Origin of the sequence: Streptococcus sp. NSJ-72 (assembly GCF_014334035.1) — a bacterium.
GTDB classification, from domain to species: Bacteria; Bacillota; Bacilli; order Lactobacillales; family Streptococcaceae; genus Streptococcus; species Streptococcus constellatus.
In genome coordinates this window covers 956998-970165 of record NZ_CP060489.1, presented here as the reverse complement: position 1 = coordinate 970165, position 13168 = coordinate 956998, and the positions used below count along the sequence as shown (strand labels likewise).

Annotated in this window: 15 protein-coding genes and 1 pseudogene; 5 read left to right on the top strand and 11 right to left on the bottom strand. The window is 38.1% G+C overall.

Annotation, left to right across the window (positions count from 1 at the left end; all coding sequences use genetic code 11):
* Positions 1 to 46: 46 nt before the first annotated feature.
* The 8 genes from H8787_RS04765 to miaA are packed head-to-tail and all read right to left on the bottom strand — an operon-like array spanning position 47 to position 6275.
* Positions 47 to 454, bottom strand: a complete 408-nt coding sequence (locus H8787_RS04765) for a GNAT family N-acetyltransferase (RefSeq protein WP_049476679.1) — start codon at positions 452 to 454, stop codon at positions 47 to 49.
* On the bottom strand, positions 438 to 1169 hold the full coding sequence (locus H8787_RS04760) for a class I SAM-dependent methyltransferase (protein WP_187328340.1): 732 nt from the start codon (positions 1167 to 1169) through the stop codon (positions 438 to 440). Before H8787_RS04760 ends, H8787_RS04765 begins: the two co-directional genes overlap by 17 nt.
* 9 nt (positions 1170 to 1178) lie before the next feature.
* Positions 1179 to 1934: an SDR family NAD(P)-dependent oxidoreductase gene (locus H8787_RS04755; protein ID WP_187328339.1), complete on the bottom strand. Its 756-nt coding sequence runs from the start codon at positions 1932 to 1934 to the stop codon at positions 1179 to 1181.
* Between the two features lie 9 nt (positions 1935 to 1943).
* Positions 1944 to 2552 (bottom strand): histidine phosphatase family protein, encoded by a 609-nt coding sequence (locus tag H8787_RS04750; protein ID WP_187328367.1) that lies wholly within the window; start codon positions 2550 to 2552, stop codon positions 1944 to 1946.
* A 45-nt stretch (positions 2553 to 2597) separates the two neighbouring features.
* On the bottom strand, positions 2598 to 3527 hold the full coding sequence (gene rnz, locus H8787_RS04745) for a ribonuclease Z (RefSeq protein ID WP_187328338.1): 930 nt from the start codon (positions 3525 to 3527) through the stop codon (positions 2598 to 2600).
* 10 nt (positions 3528 to 3537) lie between these two features.
* Complete coding sequence (locus H8787_RS04740) at positions 3538 to 4167, bottom strand: cystathionine beta-lyase (RefSeq protein ID WP_187328337.1); 630 nt, start codon at positions 4165 to 4167, stop codon at positions 3538 to 3540.
* Complete coding sequence (gene hflX, locus H8787_RS04735; RefSeq protein WP_187328336.1) at positions 4160 to 5398, bottom strand: GTPase HflX; 1239 nt, start codon at positions 5396 to 5398, stop codon at positions 4160 to 4162. The genes H8787_RS04740 and hflX overlap by 8 nt, the downstream gene beginning before the upstream one ends.
* The gene (gene miaA, locus H8787_RS04730; RefSeq protein ID WP_049476675.1) at positions 5391 to 6275 is read right to left on the bottom strand and encodes a tRNA (adenosine(37)-N6)-dimethylallyltransferase MiaA; all 885 of its coding nucleotides are present in this window, start codon (positions 6273 to 6275) and stop codon (positions 5391 to 5393) included. The genes hflX and miaA overlap by 8 nt, the downstream gene beginning before the upstream one ends.
* A 77-nt stretch (positions 6276 to 6352) precedes the next feature.
* Between miaA and H8787_RS04725 the strand changes: the two genes are divergently transcribed.
* Positions 6353 to 6523 (top strand): DUF3042 family protein, encoded by a 171-nt coding sequence (locus tag H8787_RS04725; RefSeq protein WP_003024081.1) that lies wholly within the window; start codon positions 6353 to 6355, stop codon positions 6521 to 6523.
* A 107-nt stretch (positions 6524 to 6630) separates the two neighbouring features.
* On the opposite strand, the gene H8787_RS04720 is transcribed toward H8787_RS04725, so the two are convergent.
* Genes H8787_RS04720 through H8787_RS04710 form a run of 3 tightly spaced genes read right to left on the bottom strand, consistent with a single transcriptional unit; the run spans position 6631 to position 9732 of the window.
* A complete protein-coding gene (locus H8787_RS04720) occupies positions 6631 to 7908 on the bottom strand; it encodes an ABC transporter permease (protein WP_039676945.1) in 1278 nt (425 codons plus the stop codon).
* Positions 7908 to 8600 carry an ABC transporter ATP-binding protein gene (locus tag H8787_RS04715; RefSeq protein WP_187328335.1) on the bottom strand — a complete coding sequence of 231 codons (693 nt, stop codon included), beginning with the start codon at positions 8598 to 8600 and terminating at the stop codon, positions 7908 to 7910. The genes H8787_RS04720 and H8787_RS04715 overlap by 1 nt, the downstream gene beginning before the upstream one ends.
* Positions 8584 to 9732 (bottom strand): efflux RND transporter periplasmic adaptor subunit, encoded by a 1149-nt coding sequence (locus tag H8787_RS04710; RefSeq protein ID WP_003069696.1) that lies wholly within the window; start codon positions 9730 to 9732, stop codon positions 8584 to 8586. The genes H8787_RS04715 and H8787_RS04710 overlap by 17 nt, the downstream gene beginning before the upstream one ends.
* Before the next feature lie 262 nt (positions 9733 to 9994).
* On the opposite strand from H8787_RS04710, the gene gorA reads away from it, so the two are divergent.
* From gorA to H8787_RS04690, 4 genes and pseudogenes are all read left to right on the top strand, one after another.
* Positions 9995 to 11344: a glutathione-disulfide reductase gene (gene gorA / locus H8787_RS04705; RefSeq protein WP_187328334.1), complete on the top strand. Its 1350-nt coding sequence runs from the start codon at positions 9995 to 9997 to the stop codon at positions 11342 to 11344.
* A gap of 229 nt (positions 11345 to 11573) precedes the next feature.
* Positions 11574 to 11873 (top strand): hypothetical protein, encoded by a 300-nt coding sequence (locus tag H8787_RS04700; RefSeq protein ID WP_187328386.1) that lies wholly within the window; start codon positions 11574 to 11576, stop codon positions 11871 to 11873.
* A gap of 119 nt (positions 11874 to 11992) precedes the next feature.
* The gene (locus tag H8787_RS04695; protein WP_003069700.1) at positions 11993 to 12535 is read left to right on the top strand and encodes a biotin transporter BioY; all 543 of its coding nucleotides are present in this window, start codon (positions 11993 to 11995) and stop codon (positions 12533 to 12535) included.
* Positions 12536 to 12683: 148 nt separating this feature from the next.
* Positions 12684 to 13156: pseudogene (locus H8787_RS04690) on the top strand (GNAT family N-acetyltransferase).
* Positions 13157 to 13168 lie beyond the last annotated feature (12 nt).

Here is a 13168-nt window from a genome sequence, read left to right as displayed (position 1 = left end):
CTTTCACTAGTCTGAACTTCTAATTTTATACATATAGCATTTTAGGTTATCCTACATAAATCAAACCTGTACAATTCGAATCAGACAGTTTTCGAAATCCAAGGCATTGATAAAGAGATAGCGTCTTATCAGATTGATCTATCACTAACTCAATCTGATAAACATCTGACCATTCTTCCAAAGTAGTCTGTAAGAGTTTACGTCCGATGCCTTGTCTCTGATAATTTGGTAGAACCAGTAGGTCTTGGATAAAAAGAACAGAAGCTCCATCTCCTACTGCTCTAAGAAGACCGACAAGACAGTCATTGTCATACGCTGCCACAGTGTAAAGAGAATTTTGAAAGGCCTGCTCTAGTCGCTCTGGATAATCCGTATAGTTACTCCAACCAACAGATTGATAAAGCAGAAGCAATTCCTCAACAGTTATTTGTTTATTTTCAACATAATGAATCATTCTTGAATCCTTTTTGCAGCCAAATATGTTGAAAAGCAGCAATATCACGATAAGGAGACTGTTGGCAAACTGCAAGCTCTATCTTCAACATCTTTTCCTGCCAAGTGACTGCTGTTTTAACTGCATTGTCTTGCAAGCCATAAAAAATTCGAATTCCTTGATAATTCTGAACAGTCAATTCAGACGTGACCTTTTGTAATAAGTCTGCTAAATCATAATAGGTTGCTTGTCCCATTGTATGCGATTGATAAGACTGCCCTGATAATAAATCTAACGCTAAATTCGTATCATTTGCAAACACTACTGTCTGCATAATTCGCCCCACTTCATTGTGCTTAACGAGCGAAATTTGTCCACCTTTTTTCAACAATCTACTAAATTCAGCTAGATAAAGAGCTGGAGTATCCACATACTCCAGAACATTATGGCAGATAATGAGGTCAAAATGAGCATTTGGAATATCTTTCAACATTTCTAGACTGCCTTGTAGTTGCTGATAATGGAAATTCTGCTGACGTTCTGCAATCATCTCGTCATTTGGTTCTATAGCTATTACCTGATTGTTTTGTGCCAAAAAATCCGCCACCAAACCAAAACCACTCCCAAAATCTAATACCTTTTTATTTTTTATATGTGCTAACTGAGCAAATAGAATCTCATAATAAAGCTTCCCCCATGGTTGATTTAAAAATTCCTTGTAAGCTGCCACGTCCATAAACGTCTCCTACTTATAATTGAACATTTTACTAGCTAGTCTGTCACCAAAGTTAGGAAAAAGCGTATAGAGCTTGTGAGCCGCCTTCAGTGTGAAAGGCATGATCAACTCTCGCTTCTTTTTCCCAAAATTGTTCACAATCTGCTTAGCAACAGTATCTGCTTCTAAAATGTATTTATCAACCGCCTTAACATAACTACCATCGGGGTCAGCTTTGTCAAAGAAAGCCGTCTTAATCGGTCCTGGATTAACCGTCGTCACATAGACATTGTAAGGCATCAACTCTAAACGCAAAGCATTGGAAAAACCAATTCCAGCAAATTTAGTGGCTGAGTAGAGACTAGATTTAGCACTAGCAATCAACCCAGCTGTACTAACAATATTGACAATATGCCCATGACCCGCTTGCTTCATTCTCTCCCCAAAGAGACGAGATAGATTCATAAGAGCAAACGTATTCACCTCAAACATAGCATGAATTACATCATTGCTAATCTTGTCAAATTCTTCAAAAATCCCATAACCAGCATTGTTAACGAGAACATCTACCTGTGCATACTTACAGTATAATTCTTTAGTAAAGGTTTCTAAAAATTGGTCATTCGTAATATCCAACTCAACGAATTCGCAATGTGCATGATTTGAATAAAGCTTTACTAATTTTTCCCGACTGCGTCCTACTAAAATCAGCTGATCATTTGGCAACAGCTTCACCATTTCCTGAGCCACACCGCCACTGGCTCCTGTGATAACGATTGTTCGCATGTGTTCTCCTTACTTTTCTTTCAAAAAATCCGTTTGGTTTTCAATCTCAAAAACAAGCGTTTCTGTATTCAATAAACTAATGCTGCAATGTTTCACAAGAAAAAGCCGACTCTTATTCGTCCATTCTATCTGGTTCACCAAATGATAGATAATGTTTATCACTCCACCATGTGTAACCACAATTTGTGTCTCATCTGAGTTATGATTTTCCTTCAAAAAAAGTTCAAACCAAGTTTTTATCCGTTGATAAAATTCTATCGGGCTTTCTCCATTTGGATAATGCTCGTCCATTGCAAGACTTCTAAAATAAAGATAAGGAAATTTTTGATCAGCCTCGCTATTTAACATTCCTGCCAAATCGCCATTATTTGTTTCGCGTAAGTCTCTTACTTTCTCCAATGGCAGCTGAAGCTTCTCTGCTAAAATCATTGCAGTCGTCTCAGCTCTTTTCAAATCACTCGTAATCACTTTTGTAAAGTGATAGTTTTCTTTGTGTTGAGCTAAGTAATTTGCCAATGTTTCTGCTTCCCTTTTTCCCTCAGAAAGCAAATCAAGTTGACTCCATCCTCCTCTATGTTGGTCAGAATCTTTTCCATGTCTAACAAATAATAGATTCATCATTGCCTCTTTCTTGCAAATTTCAAGAGCTAGCTTGGCAGAATTTTATAATTCCACCTCTTCTAAATCCTTGACCAAGTGGACATTTTCAAAAACAGAACTGGCATCTCTACGCATTTGACCAATATCCTTTGATAGAAAACGCGCGCTGATATGGTTGAGCAGGAGACGCTTAACACCAGCCTCTTTAGCAACTTCTGCTGCTTGTAGATTGGTAGAGTGACCGTGATTGCGAGCGATTTTCTCATCTCCTTTGCCATAAGTGGACTCATGTACCAAGACGTCTGCATTGACAGCAAGCCGCACACTGGCATGCGTTTTACGCGTATCTCCCAGAATAGTAATGATCTTGCCAGGTCGCGGAGCTGAAATGTAATCTGCTGCTATAATTTTCGTCCCATCTTCTAGCACTACGTCTTCCCCATTTTTTACCTTACCAAAGAGAGGACCAAAAGGAACACCTGCGACTTTCAATTTCTCAGCATCCAATGTACCTTCCAAATCCTTCTGCATAACACGATAGCCTACACAGAAAATACTGTGGTCTAGCTTCTCGGCATAAACTGTAAATTTATCAGTTTCTAAAATTTTCCCTAAGTATTTTTCGTCAAATTCATGAAAATGAATCCGATAAGGCAGGCGCGACCCCGACACACGAAGACTCGTCATGACAAAACTTTTAATGCCGACCGGTCCATATATTTCAATATCTGTTTGCTCTTCATTAGCTTGAAATGATCGAGTGGATAAAAAACCCGGTAGACCAAAAATATGATCCCCATGCAAATGAGTGATAAAAATCTTTCTAATCTTTCTGGGACGAATCGTCGTCTCTAAAATGCGATTCTGGGTTCCTTCACCACAATCAAACATCCAAATTTCATTGATTTCATCCAATAGTTTCAAAACCAGACTAGAAACATTACGAGCCTTAGAAGGCTGACCAGCTCCTGTACCTAAAAATTGTAGTTGCATCTTTTTCTTTCTATTTTTTATTAATATAAATCATCGCAGAGCGATTCTGAGAACGATAATAAAGCTGACCGGAATAGGTTTGAGCCAGCTGACTTAACTCTTCCTGATTATAGCCTTCCAGTTTTATCCGCCCATCCGCCAATTCATAGCAGTCAGTTAGAGCGGAAAGCGCCTGCTTTTGCACAATTTCTTCAGGAGCAGCCGGTATCATCCGAATAACTTTTCCATCTTCATAAACTAGATAATGAGGGAAAAGCTGAGCAATTTCAAAGAGTAAATCCTGCTCAATCACCTCTGGAATTTCTGGAAAAATTAATCCAATTCCATCTTCGTTTTCAAAACAAAAACCATATGATTTACCTGAAAGATTCAGTCGGATAAAAGGCTTTTCCTCCTCAAAATTAGGAGAGCTGTTAAAAAGTGATAATTCCTTACTCAATTCTAAAAAATAATCCGTTGCTGCCTCTGGACTCTTTTTTTGGTAGAGTTCAGAAAAATACGCATTGATTACACTAGGTGGCGGTGTGATAAAAGTCAACTTTTGCGAATTGGACAGCTTATCCAAAATTTTTTCTAGATAAATACGATCTAAACTCGTAAAGCCACCGTATTTAAGCGCTAAATTGATATAATCAGTCATAAAATTCTTCTAGTCTCCATTTATTTTTTTCTGCTATATAGCCAGAAATCATTTCACTTTCTTCCACATACTCTCTCTTATCGATAATTGCTAGACTTTCTAATTCATACAACTTATAGGCCTTGCCAGAGCCAACCTTGATACAAAAAGGAACAAATAATTCTCGCATCTTATCCAACAGAGCTTCTTGTAAGACTGCTCTGCTATTTTCCATCTTTGCCGAAATCAAGACATAGGGAGTTAAAGTTGGAAGAAAATTTCCTGCTTTGTCAGCTTTATTATAAAGGGTCAAGCGAGGAATATCTAGCATATCCAAGTCTTTCATAATTGCCAAGACCGTTTTTTCATGTTCCTCGTGATTCGGATCACTGGCATCAATCACATGAACCAAAAGATCCACATTTTTGCTCTCTTCTAAGGTCGATTTGAAGCTAGATATTAACTCAGTCGGCAAATCCTGAATAAAACCAACCGTATCCGTCAATGTTACATTCAGCCTCCCCGTCAGATTAGCACCTTTAGTTGTCGCATCTAAAGTGGCAAAAAGCTCGTCTGCCTCATATTGATTCTTGTTCGTCAAGGCATTCATAATAGTGGACTTCCCAGCATTAGTATAACCAATCAGACCGATTTTAAAAACACTAGAATCCAAACGTTTTTCCCGCACAGTTGCTCGATTTTTTTCTACAATTTTGAGTTGTCGCTCAATATCATGAATCTGATTACGAAAACTACGACGATTGAGTTCTAACTGACTTTCACCGGGGCCACGAGAACCAATTCCCCCAGCCTGACGGCTAAGCATAATACCCTGTCCAACCAGTCGCGGCAATAAGTACTTGAGCTGAGCCAAATGCACTTGAAGCTTCCCTTCATGACTCCTAGCCCGCATAGCAAAAATATCCAAAATTAACTGCATACGATCAATAACCTTGACCCCTAGAATCTCTTCCAAATTGATATTCTGACGAGGTGTCAAACGATTATTGACAATTACGGTGGAGATCTCATCTGCCTCTACCATGTGTTTTATTTCTTCTAATTTTCCAGCACCAATAAAAGTCTTGCTATCATACTTTTCTCGTTTCTGAATGTAAGAGGACACCACTTGAGCACCAGCAGTTCTGGCTAGACTGGCTAATTCTTCCATAGACAGGGAGAAATTATCTATTCCCTGCAATTCTACTCCGATAAGGATGACTCGTTCCTGCTGTTTTTCTGTTTCAATCATTCATAAATTCCTTTATATCCTGCATCATCCGCTCTTTGTCCTTCGGTTTTGAAACCTGATAAAAGGCTGCATTCATACGGTTGCGAAACCAAGTTAGCTGGCGTTTGGCAAAGCGACGAGTATGTTGCTTGATTTTATCCGTAGCTTCCTCCAAGGTCAGCTCCCCAGCAAAGTAAGGAAAAAGTTCCTTGTAGCCAATTCCCTTACTAGCTTGAACATGCGGATAATAATCATAAAGCCACTTTGCCTCTTCTAAAAGCCCAGCCTTCAACATTAGATCCACTCGCTGATTGATACGCTCATAGAGAACTTCTCGGGCATCATCTAGACAAATTAGCAGGGCATCATAATCAGACTGTTTGTTTTCAAGGTCCTTCCCCAAATGAGCAATTTCTAATGTTCGCATAGCTCTCCTACGGTTAATCTGGGGAATAGTCAATCCTAGCTTTGCTATTGTGCTAAACAATTCCTCATCTGTTAAAATATCTAACTCTGATCGATAGGCTAAAATATCCTCACGAGAAGCTGAACCACCCAAATGATAACCTTCCAGTAGACTTTGAATATAAAGTCCTGTTCCTCCCACAATGATAGGTATTTTTCCTTTTGCTAAAATCGTTTTAATAGCAGTTTCTGCCTCCTTTACAAAATCAAAAGCTGAATAAGCTTCACTCACTTCTCGCACATCTATCAAATAATGAGGAATCCCCTCTTGCTCTTCTGGAGTGATTTTAGCCGTTCCTATATCCAGTTTTTTATAGACTTGCTGGCTATCACCGCTAATAATCTCACCATTAAAACGTTTTGCAATTTCTACACTAAGAGCTGTCTTTCCTACTGCTGTAGGGCCTATAATCACAATTACCTTTGTTTTCATCTTTTCCCTTGAAAAAAATTTAATTTTTCGTTACTATATATTATAACATAAATAAAGTTCAAAAAAGGAGAAATCTAATGGCTAAAGGATTTGTTAAAGGGGTTGTTACTGGGGTTGCTGGTACTGTTGCTGCTGTTGCAGGTGCAGTTTATACATTTAAGAAAAAAGTGATTGAACCAGAAGAAAAGAAAGCAGCTTTCATCGAAGAAAATCGCAAAAAAGCAGCTCGTAAACGTGTATCACACTAAACTAGCTTATATACCATAAAAACTCCAACAAGTAACTCACTAAAAGATGAGTAGTTGTTGGAGTTTTTTTATAAAACATTCTTTCTTACACTGTGAAGATTATCCGTTTATTCATAACGTAAGGATTCAATCGGATCCAATTTGGACGCCTTATTAGCTGGCAAAATCCCGAAAATAATCCCGATAGTCGCTGAAAAAAAGACACTTCCAACAGCAGATACTGTTGTAATAGTAGGAGGAGCTCCGAAAAATGAATCTAAGTTATGACCAATAGAGGCTACGATAAGAGCTGCTAAAGCAAGCCCAATCAGACCACCGATTGCAGTCAACACCATTGACTCAATGACAAATTGCATCAAGATATTTCCACGAGTTGCTCCAAGCGCTTTTCGAAGACCGATTTCGCGGGTGCGTTCTGTCACCGATACAAGCATGATATTCATCACACCGATACCGCCAACCAGGAGGGCGATTCCTGCAATTGCACCAAAAACTATTTGTACAATAGCAATCTGGCTTTGAATAGAAGCCAATTGACCAGCTTGGTCCAACATTTGGTACTCGCCTTCTTTCACGCCAGACAACTTTGTCATCAAACGCGCTGCTGCACTTCCATCTTTCAATACATTATCTAATTTTTTGACGTGCACCACGACATTCATAATCTCGGCAGCATTGTATTCCACCGCCAACTGGGTGTTAGCCATTAGCAAATTTCCGTTGTTCATATTGGCTAAACGATTTCGTGTTTCATTTGGATCTTTATAAACACCAATTACACGGTAGTTATTATTTTCTAGCTGAACAATCTGATTGAGTGCTTTGTCTGCACCTCCAAAAAGAATATCAGCCAATTTTGTATCTATCAAAACAACTCTTGCAAATGTTTGATAATCATTTGCTGTCAGAATCCGACCTGCAACGATTTGAAATTTCTTTACTGTAAAATAAGTTGAATTAATACCTATTATAGGAATCTTATCCGCTTTTTTCTTACCATAATTTACCGTAGCAGTTGTGTTATTTGTGACATAATAGTTATCAATCCCGCTAATCTCATTCACTGCTTGTTTGACCCAAGCTTCTTTGATTTCGGGCTCTACTTCAGTCGAAACCGTCTCATCGCTATTTCCACTGTCAGCATCTTCACGCATTTCTTGATAACTTCTAACCCCATCTCCATTTTTACTTCTTTTATGTGAATAAAATATGGAGACATCTTGCTGAGCGCCACCTAAGACATCTGTGAAAGCTTTTGACATACCACTTCCTAGAGCCACAATCACCATGACAGACATAACACCAATAATAATGCCCAACATCGTTAAGAAAGAACGCATTTTATGCCCCATAATGGAGTTAATTGCAAATTTCCAATTCTGCATCATGCTTCTCCTTTCTTAGTATCCGATGAAATGACACCATCACGAATGACAATTTGGCGCTTTGCAAAGGCTGCAATTTCTGGTTCATGAGTGACCATGATAATCGTTTTCCCTTCACGGTTTAGCTCCGTCAGCAATTCCATAATTTGCTCACCTGTCTTGGTATCCAAAGCACCGGTTGGTTCATCTGCTAAGATAATGGAAGGATGATTAACTAAGGCACGCGCAATGGCTACCCTCTGTTTTTGACCGCCAGAAAGTTCTGACGGTAAATGGTGCATACGCGTTTCTAGCTCAACTTTTTTTAGGTATTGCTCTGCTAAAGCTTTTCGTTTGAATTGAGAAACTCCGGCATAAATCAAAGGAAGTTCTACATTTTGAAGAGCATTTAATTTTGACAACAAGAATAATTGTTGAAACACAAAGCCAATCTGCTGATTGCGGACTTTTGCTAACTTCTTTTCACCTAGTTCGGCGACTTCTTCTCCTTCTAAATAATACTCTCCACTCGTTGGTCTATCGAGCATACCAATGATATTCATTAGCGTTGACTTACCTGAACCAGAAGGCCCCATAATTGCAACAAACTCACCTTCTTCAACAGCCAAATGAATATCTTTCAAGACCTGAAGTTCTTGATCTCCATTGCGATAACTTTTATTCACATTTTTTAAATCAATGAGTTTCTTCATATGATTTCACCTCTTGACCATCTTTCAAGCTATCTGTCGGATTGGTGATAACTTTACTATCTTTTGTCAAACCAGATGAGATTTCTTGATGTTTAGCATCTGCATTTCCAAGTGTCACTTGAACTTTTTTCGCAGTTCCTTTTTCTATTGTCCAAATATAGCTCTTATTGCTTTCAGAAACGATACTGCTGACTGGCACAAGAATACCTCTTGTCTTATTTTTTACTTCAATATTAATGGAGAAACCTTGCTTCAAATCACCAATTTCACTTGTAATATCAACTGTATATGGATATTTTGCTCCTGAGCTCGCATTCCCTGCACCAGCTGCTGCTGTATTTTGGTTGTCTTTCGGATAATTGGAGATATAGCTGATTTTTCCAGTCCATTTCTTGTCTGGATAAACCTTGGACGTAATCGTCACTTCCTGTCCAACGGAAAGATTTGCTAAATTGTACTCTGATAGCTCCCCTTTTACTTGAAGGTTGCCGTTATTAACAATATGAACAAGTGTTTGATTTGCTCCTGTTGTAGACTTAGAAACATCGCGATTTACTTCTACTACGGTTCCATCATTTGCACTCGTTACAGTCGTCGCATTTAGCTGGGCTTGTGCTTTATTGACATTAGCTTCTGCATCTGCACGATTGTCTTGCAAATCCTTTAGTTGGGAATCAACAGACCGTTGTGCAGATGCAGTTGTTTTATCATCCGTAGCTGCATCACCTGTCGTTTCAATAGTTGTTCCATACGTTTTTAAATCATAAATTTGGCGATCGATTTTATTTAACGCGCGAACAGCAGTATCGTAAGCAGCTTGTGCTTCCACACTCTTGTATTGTACCAAAGCTTGACCAGCTGTTACTTTATCTCCAACATTTACAAGAACACTATCCAAATCACCTTTGGTACTATCATAATAGACGTACTGCTCATTAGTAGCTGCAATATTTCCTGACAATAAGACAGACGAAGCAACTGATCCTTCCCTCACTTTTTGCACTTGGATCGTTTTCTCTTTATCAGCGACATTATTACCATTGAACAAGAGAATCGTACCTATCGCTCCTAAAATAACAACCGTAGTTACACCAATTAGGCTAAACAACTGCCATTTCTTCAATTTTTTCATCTCTTTCTCCTCCTGATGAAAATCGTCCATTATTTTTTATATTATAACATACACAATTAGAAATAAGAAAACATTTACAAACAATTTCTTTACTCTTTTATCATTCTTCTATCTTCTATTCTTTATTCTTTTTGTATTAAATATATAATACAATAATACAATTAAATAGTCAAATCTTCTATCAATTTTTGTAGCAGATTTTTGCAATCATTTTCTAAAAACGTTACAATAATTTCATACTACAGATAAAAAGGAGACTCGTATGAGAACATTTGACATCATCGCCATTGGTGGCGGTAGCGGAGGAATAGCAACCATGAACCGTGCTGGAGAACATGGTGCAAAAGCTGCCGTTATTGAAGAAAAGAAATTAGGAGGCACCTGTGTCAACGTCGGTTGCGTTCCAAAAAAAATCATGTGGTATGGTGCACAAATTGCCGAAGCTATTCAAGACTATGGACCAGATTATGGATTTACTTCAGATAATCAGCAATTTAATTTTAGGACACTTCGAAAGAATCGCGAAGCATATATTGACCGTGCACGCCATTCTTACCATAATAGTTTCACTCGGAATGGAGTTGAGGTGATTGAAGGTCATGCCAAATTCATAGACCGCCATACAGTTGAAGTAAATGGCGAGATCATTCAAGCTAAACATATTGTTATCGCAACTGGTGCTCATCCTCATATTCCAGCAATCCCCGGAGCAGAATTAGGTGAAACTTCTGACGATGTCTTTGCATGGGAAGAACTCCCGCAGTCTGTTGCCATTCTTGGTGCAGGCTATATTGCAGTCGAATTAGCCGGACTTCTACATGCTTTAGGTGTACAAACCGATCTCTTTGTCCGTCGAGAACGTCCTCTCCGTAATTTTGATGCTTATATCATAGAAGGTCTTGTAGAAGAAATGAAGAAATCAGGTCCTACTCTACACACCCACAAAATACCAAAAAAGCTTGAAAAAGTTGAAAACGATTTGCTTCGCATCACTTTTGAGGACGGAACGAGCCACTTCGCCCAACACGTCATCTGGGCAACAGGGCGGACTGCAAATACCAAAGGGTTGAATTTAGAAGCTGCTGGTGTTACCCTTGATACTCGTGGCTTTATCACAGTCGATGAATTTCAAAATACAGCAACATCAGGTATTTATGCCCTAGGAGATGTTACAGGAGAAAAAGAATTAACCCCTGTTGCTATCAAGGCAGGACGTACCTTAGCAGAGCGCTTATTTAATGGAAAATCTGAAGCTAAAATGGATTATTCTAACATTCCAACTGTTGTCTTCTCTCACCCAGCAATTGGGACAGTTGGCTTGACTGAAGAACAAGCCATTCAACAATATGGAGCAGAAAACCTTCACATTTATACCTCTGGTTTCACTTCCATGTATTCAGCTGTCACCCAACACAGACAACAAGCTAAGTTCAAACTGATTACAACAGGAACAGATGAGAAAGTCATTGGTCTCCACGGAATCGGTTACGGAGTTGATGAAATGATTCAAGGGTTTGCAGTTGCTATTAAAATGGGAGCGACCAAAGCAGATTTTGATGCGACCGTTGCCATCCATCCTACTGGATCAGAAGAATTTGTTACCATGCGCTGAGAGTGGAAACAATTCCCATAAATGTCTTACTCTTAAAATTTTTCCAGCCTTATCTCAAGAGTCAGAAATGCTGGCTGCATTTCTGACTCTTTTAGTTTACACGATAACTTCTTCTCATTCCATAACTTATTCCTTCATTTTATCCGCTGGGAGTGGGACAGAACTCAAAATTAAAAATTTTAAGTTCGTAGTTCCACCCCCGCAAAGATGATTAGGAACTCTTGCGAGCTTGAACAGCGAAGAAAGAGTCCAATCAGCTACTGCGTCATTTGTTTATCACGAAACTCTTTCAGAAGTTGAAAACTTTTGTCCCAGCCTCCCTTTTTTCTTTGATTTTTTAGTCGATAAAGATGTAAATCTTTGTTCTGATCATATCAAACCTATTTTAGGAGATTTTCCTATGAAAAAAGTAAAAATAATTCTTGTAACTATTTTACTTATCTTTTTAAATATCTTTAGACTAATTGCATTTTTGATATTATACTTTCGCAACAAAAATAAAGGAAAAGTAATATACCGCAAAAAATAATTAAACTACTTCGACAAAAGGTGAATTCAGTTTATGCTTTCACCTTTTTATTTATTACTTGACATTTTTCGTATTTACTTTATAATAGTTACCATATTATAAAGTAAAGGGTTACAATAATGAAGAAATCATTTACACTTGTCCTGCCAGCTATTGGTGCAGCTTTGATAACTGTCCTTGCTCAGATTACCATTCCTATCGGTCCAGTTCCTTTTGCTCTGCAAAATATGGCAGTTGGCTTAATAGCCACTATTTTTCATCGAAAAGAAGCTCTATTAGCAGTTACACTTTATCTTCTTTTAGGTGCTATTGGACTCCCTGTTTTTGCAGGCGGAAGTGGCGGATTGCAGGCACTTGTTGGACCAAACGCAGGCTATCTCTGGTTTTACTTGTTCTATGCTTTGGTAACAGCTGGTCTGATTTCAAAAGATAGCAGTTTTTTAACGATTTTCTTAGCCAATCTACTCGGAGATGCTCTGGTTTTTGTCGGCGGCGTACTTGGTTTAATGTTATTAGCAAGATTTAGCTTAGATAAAGCTATCACTGTTGGAATTATTCCTTTTATCCTACCAGATCTCATAAAACTTATCGTAATTAGTCTTGTTACTATTCCTATTTTTAAAAATTTAAAAAACCATCCTTACTTTAAGCTAATAAAATAAATATTGTACAAACAATCTTAAAACTCGCTCATAGCAGGTTATTTTTATATGACTCAAAAATTTTTTGAATTTTGTTCTTAACAAAAATGACTGATAGTCATATAATATTTTATATAAAAATGACCGGCGGTCACAAAAGGAGTTCACTATGCCTATTAGAAAAGCAATCCCAAGCGATATTCCAGTACTCAATCATCTTTTAGAGCAAGTCTTGCTTGTTCATCATAAAGTCCGACCAGATATTTTCAAAGAGAGTGGTCGCAAATTCAACGATGAACAGTTGAAAACACTGATGTCTCAGGAAAATACACCAATCTTTGTCTTTGAAAATGAAGAAGGAAAAATCTTAGGTCATCTCTTTTGCATCATTAAAGAACCACAAAGTCTCGCACAAACACCTATCAAAACGCTTTTTATTGAAGACCTTTGCGTTGATAAAATGCTCGTGGTCAAAAAATTGGTGAGCAGCTCTGCCATTTTGCAGAAGAATTTGCCCAAGAAATTGGCTGTTACAACTTAACCCTTGATGTATGGAATGATAATGTCGCTGCCTTGCGCTTTTATGAACGTTTAGATCTAAAGCCCCAACAAACAATCATGGAAAAAATTTTAAAGAAATAGGAAAAATTCATG

What these genes read in the sequence shown, in the direction of transcription:
- hflX (WP_187328336.1), bottom strand. Translation starts at nt 5,398, where the DNA reads ATGATTGAAACAGAAAAACAGCAGGAACGAGTCATCCTTATCGGAGTA.
- miaA (WP_049476675.1), bottom strand. Translation starts at nt 6,275, where the DNA reads ATGAAAACAAAGGTAATTGTGATTATAGGCCCTACAGCAGTAGGAAAG.
- H8787_RS04755 (WP_187328339.1), bottom strand. Translation starts at nt 1,934, where the DNA reads ATGCGAACAATCGTTATCACAGGAGCCAGTGGCGGTGTGGCTCAGGAA.
- H8787_RS04740 (WP_187328337.1), bottom strand. Translation starts at nt 4,167, where the DNA reads ATGACTGATTATATCAATTTAGCGCTTAAATACGGTGGCTTTACGAGT.
- H8787_RS04710 (WP_003069696.1), bottom strand. Translation starts at nt 9,732, where the DNA reads ATGAAAAAATTGAAGAAATGGCAGTTGTTTAGCCTAATTGGTGTAACT.
- H8787_RS04715 (WP_187328335.1), bottom strand. Translation starts at nt 8,600, where the DNA reads ATGAAGAAACTCATTGATTTAAAAAATGTGAATAAAAGTTATCGCAAT.
- H8787_RS04725 (WP_003024081.1), top strand. Translation starts at nt 6,353, where the DNA reads ATGGCTAAAGGATTTGTTAAAGGGGTTGTTACTGGGGTTGCTGGTACT.
- H8787_RS04695 (WP_003069700.1), top strand. Translation starts at nt 11,993, where the DNA reads ATGAAGAAATCATTTACACTTGTCCTGCCAGCTATTGGTGCAGCTTTG.
- gorA (WP_187328334.1), top strand. Translation starts at nt 9,995, where the DNA reads ATGAGAACATTTGACATCATCGCCATTGGTGGCGGTAGCGGAGGAATA.
- H8787_RS04720 (WP_039676945.1), bottom strand. Translation starts at nt 7,908, where the DNA reads ATGCAGAATTGGAAATTTGCAATTAACTCCATTATGGGGCATAAAATG.
- H8787_RS04750 (WP_187328367.1), bottom strand. Translation starts at nt 2,552, where the DNA reads ATGAATCTATTATTTGTTAGACATGGAAAAGATTCTGACCAACATAGA.
- rnz (WP_187328338.1), bottom strand. Translation starts at nt 3,527, where the DNA reads ATGCAACTACAATTTTTAGGTACAGGAGCTGGTCAGCCTTCTAAGGCT.
- H8787_RS04765 (WP_049476679.1), bottom strand. Translation starts at nt 454, where the DNA reads ATGATTCATTATGTTGAAAATAAACAAATAACTGTTGAGGAATTGCTT.
- H8787_RS04760 (WP_187328340.1), bottom strand. Translation starts at nt 1,169, where the DNA reads ATGGACGTGGCAGCTTACAAGGAATTTTTAAATCAACCATGGGGGAAG.